Source organism: Bradyrhizobium sp. 142 (assembly GCF_023074015.1).
In the GTDB taxonomy this organism is placed as follows: Bacteria; Pseudomonadota; Alphaproteobacteria; order Rhizobiales; family Xanthobacteraceae; genus Bradyrhizobium.
The window spans coordinates 24244-38330 of record NZ_JADPKQ010000222.1 but is presented as its reverse complement, the minus strand read 5'-3'; the positions used below and the strand labels follow the sequence as shown (position 1 = coordinate 38330).

At 62.4% G+C, this 14087-nt stretch carries 14 protein-coding genes and 3 pseudogenes; 7 read left to right on the top strand and 10 right to left on the bottom strand.

Annotated features, from left to right (window positions below; all coding sequences use genetic code 11):
• Window positions 1–2: 2 nt before the first annotated feature.
• The 4 genes from trmFO to IVA82_RS20375 form a co-directional block, all read right to left on the bottom strand.
• Entirely contained in the window at window positions 3–1430 is a 1428-nt protein-coding gene (gene trmFO / locus IVA82_RS20390; protein WP_247388058.1) for a methylenetetrahydrofolate--tRNA-(uracil(54)-C(5))-methyltransferase (FADH(2)-oxidizing) TrmFO, read from the bottom strand.
• 124 nt (window positions 1431–1554) lie between these two features.
• Window positions 1555–1707, bottom strand: a complete 153-nt coding sequence (locus tag IVA82_RS20385) for a DUF1127 domain-containing protein (RefSeq protein ID WP_148739724.1) — start codon at window positions 1705–1707, stop codon at window positions 1555–1557.
• Window positions 1708–2130: 423 nt separating this feature from the next.
• The gene (locus IVA82_RS20380) at window positions 2131–2955 is read right to left on the bottom strand and encodes a lytic murein transglycosylase (protein WP_247388056.1); all 825 of its coding nucleotides are present in this window, start codon (window positions 2953–2955) and stop codon (window positions 2131–2133) included.
• A gap of 130 nt (window positions 2956–3085) precedes the next feature.
• Window positions 3086–3991: a DUF2189 domain-containing protein gene (locus IVA82_RS20375; protein ID WP_247388055.1), complete on the bottom strand. Its 906-nt coding sequence runs from the start codon at window positions 3989–3991 to the stop codon at window positions 3086–3088.
• 328 nt (window positions 3992–4319) lie between these two features.
• On the opposite strand from IVA82_RS20375, the gene IVA82_RS20370 reads away from it, so the two are divergent.
• Window positions 4320–4721 (top strand): DUF3597 domain-containing protein, encoded by a 402-nt coding sequence (locus IVA82_RS20370; RefSeq protein ID WP_247388054.1) that lies wholly within the window; start codon window positions 4320–4322, stop codon window positions 4719–4721.
• A 49-nt stretch (window positions 4722–4770) separates the two neighbouring features.
• On the opposite strand, the gene IVA82_RS20365 is transcribed toward IVA82_RS20370, so the two are convergent.
• Entirely contained in the window at window positions 4771–5046 is a 276-nt protein-coding gene (locus tag IVA82_RS20365) for a GNAT family N-acetyltransferase (protein ID WP_247388053.1), read from the bottom strand.
• A gap of 332 nt (window positions 5047–5378) precedes the next feature.
• Here IVA82_RS20365 and IVA82_RS20360 point away from each other — a divergent pair, with 332 nt between their 5' ends.
• On the top strand, window positions 5379–5777 hold the full coding sequence (locus IVA82_RS20360) for an SPW repeat protein (RefSeq protein ID WP_148739719.1): 399 nt from the start codon (window positions 5379–5381) through the stop codon (window positions 5775–5777).
• 50 nt (window positions 5778–5827) lie between these two features.
• On the opposite strand, the gene IVA82_RS20355 is transcribed toward IVA82_RS20360, so the two are convergent.
• The 3 genes and pseudogenes from IVA82_RS20355 to IVA82_RS20345 all read right to left on the bottom strand — a co-directional run bounded on the left by IVA82_RS20355 (window position 5828) and on the right by IVA82_RS20345 (window position 6778).
• Window positions 5828–6103 (bottom strand): GNAT family N-acetyltransferase, encoded by a 276-nt coding sequence (locus IVA82_RS20355; protein ID WP_247388052.1) that lies wholly within the window; start codon window positions 6101–6103, stop codon window positions 5828–5830.
• 11 nt (window positions 6104–6114) lie between these two features.
• Window positions 6115–6389 (bottom strand): annotated as a pseudogene (locus IVA82_RS20350) (DUF3828 domain-containing protein); the annotation flags it as partial.
• Window positions 6390–6421: 32 nt separating this feature from the next.
• A complete protein-coding gene (locus IVA82_RS20345) occupies window positions 6422–6778 on the bottom strand; it encodes a hypothetical protein (protein WP_247388051.1) in 357 nt (118 codons plus the stop codon).
• Window positions 6779–7011: 233 nt separating this feature from the next.
• On the opposite strand from IVA82_RS20345, the gene IVA82_RS20340 reads away from it, so the two are divergent.
• The 5 genes and pseudogenes from IVA82_RS20340 (at window position 7012) to IVA82_RS20320 (ending at window position 12289) form a co-directional block, all read left to right on the top strand.
• The gene (locus IVA82_RS20340; protein WP_247388050.1) at window positions 7012–8619 is read left to right on the top strand and encodes an acyl-CoA synthetase; all 1608 of its coding nucleotides are present in this window, start codon (window positions 7012–7014) and stop codon (window positions 8617–8619) included.
• Window positions 8620–8628: 9 nt separating this feature from the next.
• Window positions 8629–9489 carry a DUF296 domain-containing protein gene (locus IVA82_RS20335; protein WP_247388049.1) on the top strand — a complete coding sequence of 287 codons (861 nt, stop codon included), beginning with the start codon at window positions 8629–8631 and terminating at the stop codon, window positions 9487–9489.
• A 96-nt stretch (window positions 9490–9585) separates the two neighbouring features.
• Window positions 9586–10378, top strand: a pseudogene (locus IVA82_RS20330) (AAA family ATPase).
• Window positions 10379–10778: 400 nt separating this feature from the next.
• Window positions 10779–11348 carry an SRPBCC family protein gene (locus IVA82_RS20325; protein ID WP_247388047.1) on the top strand — a complete coding sequence of 190 codons (570 nt, stop codon included), beginning with the start codon at window positions 10779–10781 and terminating at the stop codon, window positions 11346–11348.
• Between the two features lie 2 nt (window positions 11349–11350).
• A complete protein-coding gene (locus tag IVA82_RS20320) occupies window positions 11351–12289 on the top strand; it encodes a cytochrome D1 domain-containing protein (protein ID WP_247388046.1) in 939 nt (312 codons plus the stop codon).
• A 260-nt stretch (window positions 12290–12549) separates the two neighbouring features.
• On the opposite strand, the pseudogene IVA82_RS20315 reads toward IVA82_RS20320, so the two are convergent.
• Both IVA82_RS20315 and IVA82_RS20310 read right to left on the bottom strand, forming a co-directional pair.
• Window positions 12550–13155 (bottom strand): annotated as a pseudogene (locus tag IVA82_RS20315) (HAD-IA family hydrolase); the annotation flags it as partial.
• Window positions 13156–13755: 600 nt separating this feature from the next.
• The gene (locus IVA82_RS20310; RefSeq protein ID WP_247388045.1) at window positions 13756–13929 is read right to left on the bottom strand and encodes a hypothetical protein; all 174 of its coding nucleotides are present in this window, start codon (window positions 13927–13929) and stop codon (window positions 13756–13758) included.
• Between the last annotated feature and the right edge of the window lie 158 nt (window positions 13930–14087).

The following is a 14087-nucleotide window of genomic DNA, read 5'->3' as shown; positions in this document are numbered from 1 at the left end:
ACTCACGCCGCGGCGGCAATGTTCAGGTGATCGGCGATCCAGCGATCGAGATCGGCGAGCGCCCGTGCACTCATCGCCTGCTTCTTGGCTACCGTCTTCTCGTTGCCGCGCAGCCGGCTGCCGTCGGGCTTTTTCGTCGGCGCGCTGGCGAGCGGCGGGAACAGGCCGAAATTGATGTTCATCGGCTGGAACGACCGCGTGCCTGGCTCGATAGTCTCGATGTGACCACCGGTGATGTGGCCAAGCAGCGATCCCAGGGCCGTCGTGGCAGGCGGGCTTGCGAGCCGCTCGCCGCGCACGTCAGCTGCCGCATAAAGGCCGGCAATCAGGCCAACGCTAGCGGATTCCACATAGCCTTCGCAGCCCGTCATCTGGCCGGCAAAGCGCAATCGAGGCTGCGCACGCAGGCGCAACTGGGTGTCGAGCAGTTTTGGCGAGTTGAGAAAGGTGTTGCGGTGCAGGCCGCCGAGCCGGGCGAATTCGGCTTTCTCCAGACCCGGAATGGTGCGGAAGATGCGCTGCTGCTCGCCGTATTTCAGTTTCGTCTGAAAGCCGACGATGTTGTAGAGCGTGCCGAGCTTGTTGTCCTGGCGCAGCTGCACGATTGCATAGGCTTTCGTCGCAGGATCGTGCGGGTTGGTGAGACCGACCGGCTTCATCGGGCCGTGACGCAGCGTTTCGGGCCCGCGCTCCGCCATCACTTCGATCGGAAGGCAGCCGTCGAAATAGGGCGTGTTGGTCTCCCACTCCTTGAATTCGGTCTTCTCGCCGGCGATGAGCGCAGCGACGAAGCCGTCGTACTGCTCCTTGGTCATCGGGCAGTTGATGTAATCGGCGCCGTTGCCGCCGGGACCGACCTTGTCGTAGCGCGACTGGAACCAGGCTACCGACATGTCGATGGACTCGCGGTGCACGATCGGTGCAATCGCGTCGAAGAAGGCGAGCGCGCCCTCGTCGGTCAGTTCGCGGATGGCCTCGGCGAGAGGCGCGGAGGTGAGGGGACCGGTGGCAACGATGACGTTGCTCCAGTCGGTCGGTGGCAGGCCCGCGACCTCGTTGCGGGCGATCTCGATCAGCGGGTGCTCGTTGAGTGCCTTGGTGACGGCGGCGGAAAACCCCTCGCGATCGACCGCCAGCGCGCCGCCAGCAGGCACCTGGTTGGCGTCGGCCGCGTGCATGATCAGCGAGCCGAGTCGACGCATCTCCGCATGCAACAGGCCTACGGCATTGTTGGCGGCATCATCCGAGCGGAATGAATTGGAGCAGACCAGCTCGGCGAGGCCGTCGGTGCGGTGCGCCTCCGTCATGCGCGTCGGCCGCATCTCGTGCAGCACCACAGGAACGCCTGATCTGGCCACCTGCCAGGCAGCTTCGGAGCCGGCAAGGCCTGCGCCGATCACGTGCACAATGTTGGATTGGGGTCCTGTCATGGGGGGACAGGTAGCGCTTTTCGGCGGCGAGTGGAATCACCGAGATCGAGTTTTCTGCCTTCAGATACGACAGCGCCCGCGCGAGGCGGGCGTTATCGTATCGTCCGGTGAGGGCTGAACGAAGTCAGCCCTGATATTCACCGGCGGCAACGCGCGGGATGTCCGAGCGATCGAGGCCGATATCGGCCAATTCGCGATCGCTGAGCTGGGACAGCTCGGCAACATTGCGCTGATAGTCCCGGAAAGCCTGGATCATGCGGATGAGCGAGAGCAGCATTGGTAGTCTCCTGTAGTTCGATTCAGCCCTTGCCCGGGCCTCATCGTTGAAATGAATATAGATGGGAGTGGTGCAGTGCGGAAGTTCCGATGTTGCGATGCAGCTAAGCGGAGGGTGCATGGCACAGATAACGGACGATTAACCTGGCGGCAGACCCGCTCAATAGCTGGGCGAAAGCAGCCGCAATTGCTTATAAACACCCGGAAAATCACGGGTTTATTAAGTTCCACTTGTGGCCGGAATAGGTTGCGTTGCTGTCATCTGCAAGAGAATCAGCAGCGTCTATGCCCAAGCCCTGCATGCGCGATTCGCATGTGTCGGGAAGGCGTAGATATGAATATAAGTTCATATCGGATTGGAGGGCGAGCACACTTCAAGCGCGTCTGACAACGCAGGTCTGCAGGTGTAATGAAAATCAGTGTCCTAAGGGGCGTGCGCGAGCTGGGTGGCGAAATAGGCGACCGTCTTGGAATAGACCTCGCTCTTGTTCCACTGCTGGAGCACCGTGAAGTTCGAGCTGCCCGGCTGCCAATCCTTGCCGCGCTGCCAGCCATAGCCGGCGAGATAGTTGGCGGTGGACGCGAGGACGTCCGGCGCGCTGTGCAGGAGATCGCGCTTGCCATTGGCATCGAAGTCGACGGCGTATTTCATCCAGGACGATGGCATAAACTGGGTCTGGCCGAGTTCGCCGGCCCAGGCGCCGCGCATGTCGCCGGGTGCAAGATCGCCGCGCTGGACGATGCGTAAGGCATCCATCAGTTCGGCGCGAAACTGCTCGGCGCGCCGGCAGTCATAGGCCAGCGTCGCAAGCGAGCGGATGGTTGCGAACTTGCCGGTGTTGACGCCGAAATCGGTTTCGAGCCCCCAGATCGCGACCAGAACCTCCCCCTGCACGCCGTAAGTTTGCTCGATGCGCGACAGCACCGAGCCATACTGCTTCATCATGTTGGAGCCGCGCTGCATGCGCGGCGGCACCATGCGGCCGGAAAATTCCTCAAAGGTCTGGTTGAAGACCTTTTGCGAGCGGTCGCGATTAAGCACGGCCTGATCCAGCGTTACGCCGGCAAGCCCCGATGCAATGGCCTGCTGCGAGATGCCTTTGGCCGCAGCTTCGGTTTTGAAGTCCGCAAGCCAGGCGTCGAAATTGCCCGAACCGCAGGCAACGGCGGCGAGCGCGGGCTCGGCGGACATGATTGACACGGAGAGGGCGAAAGCTGCGAGGGCGAGACGAGAAATCGTCGGAGTCATTCGACTAAATTGAGTCCATAAATTGGCATGACCGGCGGCTGCAATCTCGATTGAAACCGCGGCCAAAGCAAGGCGTATGGCATCATCCGGTCCTGCCCGGACCCGAGCAGGATCGGATGTCGCGATATCGTCAGACGTCCGGCCGATTCCGCCACGGGAAGAGGTTGGCGGGGAAGTCTGCGGCCGGCTTGCGCGGACGATGCGGCGGAGGCGGCACTGGCTGCGCGCCGGCATCGGCGACGATCACCTTGCGATAAAGATGCCAGGTGGCGTGGCCGAGCAGGGGGATGACGATCGCGAGGCCGAGGAAGGCCGGAATCGTGCCGAGCGCCAGCAGCACCGCGACGATCAGGCCCCAGGCTGCCATCGGCACGGGATTCCTGGCGACGACGCGGAGCGAGGTGACCATCGCGTCGAACGCACCGGCGTGCCGGTCAAGCATCAGGGGAAACGACACGGCGCTGAGACACAGCGCGGCCAGTGCGAACAGGAAGCCTGCGCCGCAGCCGACCACGATCAGCCACCAGCCCTGTGGCGTCGTCAGCACGCGGGTCAGAAAATCCGAGATGCCGGTCGCACCCTCATAGCCGAAGGCTGCGACGTAAATTGCCTGCGCCGTCGCGACCCAGGTCACGAACAACGCGAGCAGCAGCGTGCCGAGGCCGAGCATGGCGCCGAAGGAGCGCGAACGCAGCACTTCTATGGCGTCCCAGGCGCTGGCCTCTTCATGGCGTTCGCGCCGGCTGGAGAGTTCATAGAGGCCGAGTGCGGCGAACGGGCCGATCAGAGCGAAGCCCGCAGCGAGCGGAAACAACAGCGGCAGCACTGAGTAGCCCAGCACCGCGCGGGCGAGCACGAGGCCCAGCACCGGATAGATCACGCAGAGGATGATGGCATGGCTCGGCACCGCCTTGAAATCTTCCCAGCCGCGGCGGAGTGCGTCGTGCAGGTCGGACAGATGGATGGTCCGGATGGTTGGTCCAGTCGCATCGGACTGGGCTATCGTGGGCACATTGCCCTGATAGAGAGAGGCCATCGTTGCTTGCTCCCCTTGGCGGCCGAATCCGGCGCCGCCAAACGACGCAAGCGGCCGCTTTTCTTGGATGATCGCGATCCCGACCTGACGCGAATTCCGGATGGCATCGCGAGCTGAACAGGAATCGTACTCCCAATTCTCCGTCCTGTCCCTCACGCTTGGGTGAGATTCGATGTCGCGGTGCAACCTCGATGATGTCGTTCGGCCGTCATTTCGCCGCAGATAAGCTGATGCTGCTTGCCGGTTCGCAGAACTCTGCGGGCGCAACACAGAAACTTCGTTTATAAGTGCCACTCAAGGTCCAACGGATCCTTTTCGGGGAGCAGATATGAGCATTTTCGGTAAAATCATGGGCGCGATCTTCGGCAGCCATCCGGCTTCCGTCGCGCCCGCCGGTGGCGCAGCTTCGGGCAGCGCGCCTGCAGGGGCCGCTCCCGGCAATTCGGCGCCGGCAGGGGCGCCGATGGCAACCGTCGACGTCGCGGCGATCGTCGACGCGGCCGTCGCTGCGCACAAGGGCGAGAAGCTGGAATGGCGCACCTCGATCGTCGACCTCATGAAGGCGCTCGACATCGATTCCAGCCTTGCAGCTCGCAAGGACCTCGCCAAGGAGCTCGGCTACAGCGGCGACACTAACGATTCGGCGAGCATGAATGTCTGGCTGCACAAGCAGGTGATGTCCAAGCTCGCCGCCAATGGTGGCAAGCTGCCGCCTGAGATCAAGCACTGACCGATCGCCCGGTCGCTGCAAGGGCCCGCGATTTCGCGGGCCCTCTGTTTCAGGCAACCAGATCCGCGTCCTCTGGATGCTTGTCGAGATAGTCCACGACGAAGCCGCAGCCGGCGATTACTTTCCTGCCATCGCGGCGGATCAATTCAAGTGCGCCCTTGACCAGCTCCGAGGCGATGCCGCGGCCGCGCAGCGCACGCGGCGTCTCGGTGTGGGTGATGATCACAGCGGAGGGCGTCAGCCGGTAATTGGCGAAGGCGATCTCGCTGCCGACGTAGAGCTCGAAGCGGCTCCTGTCCTTGTTGTCGCGCACCGATGCCGCCATGCCAAATCCTTCCGAGTTGTCGTCCGTCGACTGATCTAGGCGCCTGCCCCCGACCTTGCCAAGATGCGACCAAAAGAAGTCGGCCGCAGGGGAGACATCTGCAAAATGCGTGTCCTACTCAGCCTCATGGCCGTTGCTCGCCGCGCTGCTCTCGACGGCGCCGATTCCGGATGGGCCTCATTGGCGAACAACATTGGTGGTCTTGCAATCGCGCGCCGGTTCCCTACGTATTGTTTCAGGACATACGCCCGAATGCGGCCGGCATGGTCGCCAGACGTTCGGAGTGTCTGATCGCCAGCCGCAGACGTATGCCTCTTTTGGAGGAGGGTACGATGTCGGACTTTGGTTTCTTGAATACTCATCGAACATGGGAAGACTGGTGCGGGATGCTGCTCGGTGCGCTGATTGCTGCATCGCCGTGGTTTCCCATCCAGGATCAGTCGGGGATCGTCGGACGCGAGATCATGGTCCTGAACGCGGTCGCGATCGGCCTCGTCATATTTGGGCTCAGCCAGCTCGAATATGTCGCCTTGCAGCGATGGCAGGAGGTGGCGACAATCGTGATTGGGCTGTGGCTCATGGTCTCGCCCTACGTGCTCGGCTATTCCGGTGAAGGTTTTCTCCGGGTCTACCATACAAGTCTGGGAGCTGTGGCGGTGGTCCTCGGCGTCCTCCAACTGTGGCAGGACTGGGATCTGAGTGACCAGGATATGCTGAAGCACGGGCAATAGGCCGGTAGATGTCAGCAGGCCCGCTGCAAGATCGGCGGGCCTGCTCTCGCTCATCTTTTTACCAGATCCTGATAGTCCGGGTGCTTCTCGATCCACGCTTTCACGAATGGGCATTGCGGGATCAGTTTCAATCCGGCCGCGCGGACCTGGTCGAGTGCGCCTTGCACTAGCTTTGAGCCGACGCCCTTGCCCCCAAGTTCCTTCGGCACGTCGGTATGCTCGAATGTGATGACGCTGCCATCGAGCTTGTAATGTTCGGTCGCAAGATGGCCTTCCATCTCCAGCTCGAAACGGTGATGGGCCTTGTTGTCGATGACGTCGCTCATGGTGTCTCCGGTCAGCTCTTTAGCGAGTCCGTCAGCATCTTGCGGATCGACCAGACCTCGCCCTCCGACGAGCCCTTGATGTCGTCGATCTTCCAGCTGCCAGCCTCGCGCACGAAATCATAACGCACGACCTGGTCGGCGGGTTTGCGGTCAATGAGGTGGTCGGCGATGGTCGCCTTGTCGGCCCGGTCTTCTCGGCGTCAACCTTGACCGATCTCACGTCCGGTTCCTGCGACTTGGTGACGGGATCGAAATCGAACGACCCGACGTCGCCCTTGGGCGTGTATCTCTGTAGACCGATATGCGGGGCGGTTCGGTTCAATCGGTCGTTTTGGCGAGCCGTGAATCCTCCGGCTGTTGCTGCAGGCGCAGGCAGCCCTGGCAGATGACCAGCGAGCGGTTGACCCTGGCCTCCTGCTCGACCTCGACGCCGTCCTGCGCCTGCCACCATTCCTTCGAATAGGGCTGGACCGCTTGCGACCTGTTGCGCTCGGATCGGGCCGCGGTCCGTCTCGGCTCGGAGCCAGCACGTGGATGGTTGGGATCCTCGCCGGCGCCATCCCAGGCGTAGCGCGCAGGCTTGAAGGCGGGATCCGAGGCCAAATGGGCTTGCGGTCCCATGGCACATCCGGCAAGCGCCAGCGACAACAGGAGGAGGGCGGGCGCTTTGACCATGATGCGGCACTCTGTACGCGAGAACTGCCCGAGGTTGCGCCGATCGGGTTTAAAATTTCCTGAACGACCGCCGCTCTGCCGACGACCGAGGCGAATGCGTCACGTAACTCTCCTGCTCACACTGCACGCAATCCCGCGCGGCCGGCGGCCTTGCGGGGGCGCGGGCGATGGCGATAAATGGGCTGCAAGGAGCGGGCGGCCAGCGCGCCGTCCGCCGTCGAAGAGGAAGCCCCATGCAGCCCCTGCGCATGTCCCGCCGCGTCATGAATCTTGCTTACATGCTGACCCAGAACGCGCGGCGGCATGGATCGCGCCCAGGCTTCGTCTGGGGTGACAAGTCCTGGAGCTGGAGCGAGATCGATAAGCAGGTCTCGGCGCTGGCTGCCGCGCTCGCCGTGCGTGGCATCAAGAAAGGAGATCGCATCCTCGTTCATTCCAAGAACGGCGACGAGATGTTCTTTTCGATGTTTGCCGCGTTCAGGCTCGGCGCGATCTGGGTTCCCACCAATTTCCGTCTGATGCCCGACGAGGTCACCTATCTCGCGCAGGCCTCCGGGGCGAAGGCGTTTTTGTGCCACGCCGATTTTCCCGAGCACGCTGCGGCCGTCAGCGGCGGCGCGCTGGAGTTCACCTGGAGCATCGACGGCAAGGCGTCGTTCGGCGAGACGTCGGTCGCGGATGCCATCGCCTCGCAGGCAGGCGCCGCAGTCGAGCACGTCGCAGTCGAGCACGACGATCCCTGCTGGTTCTTCTTCACCTCCGGCACCACGGGTCGCTCCAAGGCCGCGGTGCTGACCCACGGCCAGATGGGTTTTGTGATCACCAATCATCTCGCCGATCTCACGCCCGGCACGACGGAAGCCGATGCATCGCTGGTGGTGGCGCCGCTCTCGCACGGCGCCGGCGTGCACCAGCTGATGCAGACTGCGCGCGGCGCACGCACAGTGCTGTTGCCGACCGAGAGGTTCGACATCAACGAGGCGTTCCGCCTGATCGAGGCGCATCGCGTCAGCAATCTCTTCGTGGTGCCGACCATCCTGAAGATGATGGTCGAGCATCCCGCGGTCGACAAGTACGACCATTCCTCGCTGCGCCAGGTAATCTATGCCGGCGCACCGATGTATCGCGAGGACCAGAAGACCGCGCTGAAGAAGCTCGGCAAGGTCATCGTGCAATATTTCGGCCTTGGCGAGGTCACCGGCAACATCACCGTGCTGCCGGCGGCGCTGCACGATGCCGAGGACGGTCCGCATGTGAAGCTCGGCACCTGCGGCTTCGAGCGCACCGGCATGCAGGTCTCGATCCAGGACGACGAGGGCCGTGAGCTGGGCGCCAACCAGAGCGGCGAGATCTGCGTGATCGGCCCCGCAGTGTTCGCCGGCTATTACAACAACCCCGAGGCCAACGCGAAGGCGTTCCGCAACGGCTGGTTCCGCACCGGCGATCTCGGTCACATGGACGAGGAGGGGTTCGTCTATATCACCGGCCGCGCCTCCGACATGTACATCTCGGGCGGCTCCAACATCTATCCGCGCGAGATCGAGGAGAAGATCCTGACCCATCCGTGCGTCGGAGAGGTCGCCGTGCTCGGCGTGCCCGATCCGACCTGGGGCGAGGTCGGCGTCGCCGTCTGCGTTGCGCGCGAAGGCGAGAAGCCCGTGAGCGAAGCGGAGATGGCGGCGTTCCTTTCGCCGAAGGTGCCGCGCTACAAGATGCCGAAGCGATTCTTTTTCTGGGACGCCTTGCCGAAGTCCGGATATGGCAAAATCCCAAAACGCATGGTGCGCGACGAGCTCGAGGCACGCGGGCTGCTCGATCTCGACAAGACGAAAGCGGGCTGAGCGGTCGTCATGCGCAGCATCAAGCAGCCGGGCACGCCGATTCCCGAGCGCATCCAATGGGTGGAGGCGAGGGGACGTGCCTTCTCGTTCACGCTTCAACCAGGTTTGCCGCTGCTGGAGGCTGCGCGCCGCGGCTTTGCGGCAGAGGGATTTGCCGGCGGCGTGCTGAACTTTGGCAGCGGCGCGCTCGGGCCGTTCGCCTATGTGATGCCGGCGCTGTCCAAGACCGGTGAGAACGCCGCGTTCTACAGCGACACGTTTCGGCCCGCGGGCGTGACGCGCACGAAGCTCGGCAGCATGACGCTCGGCACACGGGACGGCGCGCCGTTCTTTCATTGCCACGGGCTCTGGACCGAGGCCGATGGCAAGGCGAGCGGCGGCCACATGCTGCCGGACGCGACGATCGTCGCCGAGCCGTTTTTGGTCGAGGCTTTTGGGATTGACGGAGCGACGTTCACTGCTGAGGCGGATTCTGAGACGAACTTCAAGCTGTTCGGACCGGTCGTAGCGGCAAGCGGTGGCGCACGTACGACGAGTCGCGCTTTCGCGCTGCGGCTGCGCCCCAACCAAGATTTTGCCGGCTGCCTCGAAGGCTTCTGCCGTGCGCAGGGCATATCGCGAGCGAAGCTCCATGGCGGCGTCGGCTCGACCATCGGCGCACGCTTCACCCAGGGCGGCATCACCGAGCCATTCGCCACTGAGCTCGCCATCATGGCCGGCACGATAGCGCCCGGGAGCTCTGGCGCTCTGGAAGCGACCCTCGATATCGCATTGATCGACTACACCGGTGGAATCGCCGAGGGACGCTTGGTTCGCGGCGACAATCCCGTGCTGATGACCATGGAGTTGGTGCTGGAGGCGCTGGGCTAGGCCTCGACCGGTGCTGGCAGTAGTGCTCGAATGCCACTTCCATGAAATGATTGTTCCTGATACGTTCCTGGTGTGAATTTTAGCGGGGACAGGAACATGGGCCGGAAAGGACGCCGTCAGACCACGTTGCGAGCGCCGTATCTCAAGCGTGTCTGGCTCGATCGTTCGCAGGTCGAGGATTGGGAGGCCTATCCGTTCTGTCTTCCCGTATTTAGGGACGAGTTCGATCTGAGCTTCGATACCGCCGTGACGATCATCGTCGGCGAGAACGGGACCGGCAAATCGACCATCCTCGAAGGCATCGCGGGGATGGCCGGATTTGCCAGCACCGGCGGCCGCAAGGGCTTTCAGGAGATCGATGGCGGCATGGAAGTCACCGGCGTAGAGCTGTCTGCCGCCTTGAAGGCTGCCTGGGTGCCGAAGGTAACCGACGGCTGGTTCTTCCGGGCCGAGACATTCTTTTCTGTTGGGCGCTATCTGGATCGCTCGGCCGGGAGTGCTGCGCAACTCATGGAAGGTGTGTTTGGCGCGAGCGTTGAGGAAGCGCCGGACTATCTCTCCTTTTCCCACGGGGAGGGCTTTCTGGTTTTTCGAGGAACGCTGCCAGAAGCAGGGCATCTATATCTTCGATGAGCCGGAATCAGCATTGTCGCCGGCGCGGCAGATGGACTTCCTCAACCTCCTGCATCGGATGGATCGCTCCGGCAATTGCCAGGTCATCATGGCGACCCATGCGCCTCTGCTGATGGCTTATCCAAATGCGCAGCTGCTTCGGCTCGGGAAATACGGCCTGGAGCCGACGACGGTGGAGCAAACCGATCATTACCGGGTGATGCGCGAATTCTGTGACGATCCGCGGGGGTTCGTCGAGGCGACGTTGACGGAGTAGGGGAGCCGGTTGACGGTCGCTCTGTCGTCATTGCGAGGAGCTCTTGCGACGAAGCAATCCAGAATCTTTCCGGGGAGGCACTCTGGATTGCTCCGCTGCGCTCGCAATGACGGTGTATGCGGCATCGGCTCAGTACCGATTGAGGTTCAAGTCCGGAGACAGCTTCGCATCCTCCTATTCGATAATCAGAAATGCGGATAAGGAGAAATATCTCTGCTTGCAGTCGTAGACCTTCCCATGGGTGTTTTGCCCGCCGAGCCACGCAACACGTTGTGGCCTGCGCGAACGCTCCGCCGCAGCGACACCACGAACAGGTCTCCCCCCGGCCCCAAAATGCGCTACGATGATCGGAGCGCGCTTCGAAGTCGCGCACGATCAACGAGACGCATGAGGAAACGAGATGAGGGTGACGATTGGACGGCGCACGGCCGTGGCTGCGGCGCTGGCGGCGGTGGGAGCGGCGGCATTGACTGCGGCTTTTACACCGGCCTGGGCCCATGGGCCGACCCGGCAGAAGGTGCGGGAATCCATCGAGATCAACGCAGCCCCGGCCAAGGTGTGGGCCGCGATCGGAAACTTCCAGGACATGAGCTGGCTACCGCCCGTCACCAAGACTGAGGGCGAGAAAGGCAATGAGATCGGCGCGACGCGCCGTCTGACGCTGACCGGCGGCGCCACCGTCGACGAGGAGCTCTACAAGTTCGAGGCCGCAGGGATGACCTATTCCTACCGCATCACCACCGTCGATGTGAAGGTGCTACCGGTGACCAACTATTCCTCGACGCTGACGGTGGCGCCGAGCGCCGACGGCAAAGGCTCGACGCTGGAATGGACCGGCGCGTTCTACCGCGGCTTTCCCAACAACGATCCGCCGCCGGAGCTGAGCGACGAGGCCGCCGTCAAAGCGGTGAAGGGGCTTTATCAGGCCGGGCTCGAGTCGCTGAAGAAGAAGATCGAAAGCGGAAGCTGAGCGTGCGGGCTCTGGTTCTGGCGGCGCTTGCCGCCAGCATCGCGCATGCGTCCGCTGAAGAGGCCTTCGTCACCAACCAGCTCAGCGACGACCTGATGGTCGTGGACCTCGCCACCGCACGTGCGGTGGCAACCATCCCGATCGGCGGCAAGCCGGCCGGCGTAGCCGTCAGCGCGGATGGGCGCTTTGCCTATGTGACGAGCCCGGATGCCAAGGCCGTGACGGTGGTGGACGCAGCAACGCGGAAGGTCGCCGGCCGGATCGAGGTCGGCGGTGGGCCGCTCGGCATCGCCGTCGCGCCTGATGGCAAGACGATCTACGTCGCCGACTGGTACGCCGCCGCGGTGCGCGTGATCGATGCGGCGACGCGCAGCGTCACGGCCAGCGTCGCGGTCGGTGCTTCGCCGTCGGGCCTCGCCGTGACGCCCGACGGCCGCTGGCTGCTTTCGGCGGACCGCGACGACGACAGTCTCTCAGTGGTCGATACCGCGACACGCGAGCGCAAGGCGAGCATCAAGGTCGGCACGCGTCCTTTCGGCGTCACCATCGACGCCGATGGCAGGCGCGCCTACACCGCCAATGTGGGCTCGAACGACGTCTCCGTGATCGACATCGCGGCGGGCGGCGAGATCGGCCGCGTGCCGGTCGGGATGCGGCCCTATGCGGTGGCGCTGGCGCAAGGGCGCGGCTTCGTTACCGACCAATATGGCGGCACTGTCAGCGTGTTCGATCTGGCGACGCTGAAGCCGGTGAAACGCATCACCGTCGGCGACTACCCGGAAGGTATCGCCGCCACCGCGGACGGCAAGCGCATCATCGTGGCCAATTGGGAGAGCAACACGCTCAGTATCATCGATGCGGCCGAACTGAAGGTCGTGGGCGAGGTCAAGACCGGCGACGGCCCGCGGGCGTTCGGGACGTTTTTGCGGAGGACGGAGTAGGGCGGGTTGCGCACCAATGCCTCCGCGCCAACTTACGATCTCCGGTCGTCTCCCGGACGCGGTTGCCGCTTCTGCTGATGTTCGGATGAGTGCTCGTCTCGGATCGCCTTTGCAATCATCTCGTCCTTGTCCCGCGCGATATCCGTCTCACGACCACTATCAGCAAGGTCGAAGACGGCGGAAATATCTGCTTTCAGTTTTGAGGCGGCCGGCATGGTCGCTTCTCCGTCACGCGAACCCCGCTTTAAACAGGTGTGCAGGATATCTTCAATTTGGTGAAAGAGAAAATCCGGTTCGCGCGCCCGCAGCGCCGCCGGTGCGGCGTAACCCCAGCACACGGCGCCGCAGGCAATCCCGACAGCCCGCGCCGCCTCGATGTCGCGTACCTCGTCGCCGATCGCAATCACGTGGCTTGGGTCCACGCCGGCGCGCCGGATGACACGGCGGAATTTCGCGGGCTTGCCGAACAGCGACGCGGCGCAGTCGAAATGTGAAAACAGCGCCGCGGCTTTGCCGAGCTTCTCGCGCGCATTGGCCTCGCTGTCCGATGTCACCAGCGCAAGCTGCACGCCATCCTCAGTCAACGCCCGCAACATCGCCTCGACGCCCGCAAACAGCGGAATCTCCGCCGCCGCCTCCGCTTTCAGCCGCCGCGCATGCCGCGCGATCGCCGGCAGCTTCCACAAGGGCACCTCGAGCCGGCTGAGGATCTCGCGCGTTGAGGCATGCCGCAGCCCCTCGACATCCTCATCCGCAACGCGGCGGAAGCCGAAGCGGTCGGCGACATCGTTGATGGTGCGCAGGAACCACGGAAAGCTGTCGGCCAGCGTGCCGTCGAGATCGAAGATGGCGAGGGAGTAGGGCATGTATGCAGGAATGACCGTCGAGTTAAAATGATGGGCGACCAGGGCCTCAATTAGGTAGTCTTGCCAACTATCGTTGTGAATTCGAATTTCCGGGTATCTAGAGCGATCGTCTCCTGCAGCAGCGCAAAGAGAATACCAACGGCAAATAGCAAGCTATGGTATTCTTCATAAAAGCGAGATTTCACGTCATCTTCATCGGCTCGAAACGCTGAGCGGATCTGTCGATCACCGTGGATCATCCGCGAACGGAAATTGTATACGTCCGAAATCCATTTATGCAGCCACTTAGAGCTGCCCCTTGATTGAAAGATGGCAGTCAATTTGTCCTTTAGCTGCCCAACTGAAGATCGCCCGCCCTCGACTAGAAGTGCCTCAATTCCGGCAACTGCCCATACAAAGTCTGAAAGTTCATCGTTGCGGTAGTCAGTGACAAATAGCCTAGTAAAGAAATTCAGGGAACGCGAAGCAGGTGAGTCACTGTAGCCATCAAAAATGCCATTGTTCCTAAATATCCAATTGATTGTCGTCTCCGGCTTAACGTCATTTCTTAGTTCAAACTTTTCTTCATACAGAAATTCAAGAGCCTCGTTGATATGAGACTTATAGTATTTCCGGTAACGGTGCGGGCTTGCCTCCGAGCCACCACGCGTTGTCGATGGGGCGCACAGACCCGGGAAAAGCAAAGGTCAGGGAAAACAGATAGGACTGGATTGAAAGGTCGAGCTCAACCGGCAGAATATCCGCCCAAATTGCTTTGAGCTCGCTGGCGGACATTTTGACGAGCCTGCCGGAGTGATCTCTCTTCCCAAACCGCTTGGCGCCAGGGAATTTGAACGAGCCTGAGAATTCCAACGTCCATCGAACGGGGATGATGAATTTGAGGTTCAGATATTTTTCCTCTGTTCGTGTCAGCTTCCTGCTTCGTACGAACA

Excerpts from the sequence above, each read along its gene's own strand:
- IVA82_RS20380 (WP_247388056.1), bottom strand. The coding sequence starts at position 2,955 with ATGACTCCGACGATTTCTCGTCTCGCCCTCGCAGCTTTCGCCCTCTCC.
- IVA82_RS20345 (WP_247388051.1), bottom strand. The coding sequence starts at position 6,778 with ATGGTCAAAGCGCCCGCCCTCCTCCTGTTGTCGCTGGCGCTTGCCGGA.
- IVA82_RS20365 (WP_247388053.1), bottom strand. The coding sequence starts at position 5,046 with ATGGCGGCATCGGTGCGCGACAACAAGGACAGGAGCCGCTTCGAGCTC.
- IVA82_RS20310 (WP_247388045.1), bottom strand. The coding sequence starts at position 13,929 with ATGTCCGCCAGCGAGCTCAAAGCAATTTGGGCGGATATTCTGCCGGTT.
- IVA82_RS20385 (WP_148739724.1), bottom strand. The coding sequence starts at position 1,707 with ATGCTGCTCTCGCTCATCCGCATGATCCAGGCTTTCCGGGACTATCAG.
- IVA82_RS20335 (WP_247388049.1), top strand. The coding sequence starts at position 8,629 with ATGCGCAGCATCAAGCAGCCGGGCACGCCGATTCCCGAGCGCATCCAA.
- IVA82_RS20340 (WP_247388050.1), top strand. The coding sequence starts at position 7,012 with ATGCAGCCCCTGCGCATGTCCCGCCGCGTCATGAATCTTGCTTACATG.
- IVA82_RS20355 (WP_247388052.1), bottom strand. The coding sequence starts at position 6,103 with ATGAGCGACGTCATCGACAACAAGGCCCATCACCGTTTCGAGCTGGAG.
- IVA82_RS20370 (WP_247388054.1), top strand. The coding sequence starts at position 4,320 with ATGAGCATTTTCGGTAAAATCATGGGCGCGATCTTCGGCAGCCATCCG.
- IVA82_RS20375 (WP_247388055.1), bottom strand. The coding sequence starts at position 3,991 with ATGGCCTCTCTCTATCAGGGCAATGTGCCCACGATAGCCCAGTCCGAT.
- trmFO (WP_247388058.1), bottom strand. The coding sequence starts at position 1,430 with ATGACAGGACCCCAATCCAACATTGTGCACGTGATCGGCGCAGGCCTT.
- IVA82_RS20360 (WP_148739719.1), top strand. The coding sequence starts at position 5,379 with ATGTCGGACTTTGGTTTCTTGAATACTCATCGAACATGGGAAGACTGG.
- IVA82_RS20325 (WP_247388047.1), top strand. The coding sequence starts at position 10,779 with ATGAGGGTGACGATTGGACGGCGCACGGCCGTGGCTGCGGCGCTGGCG.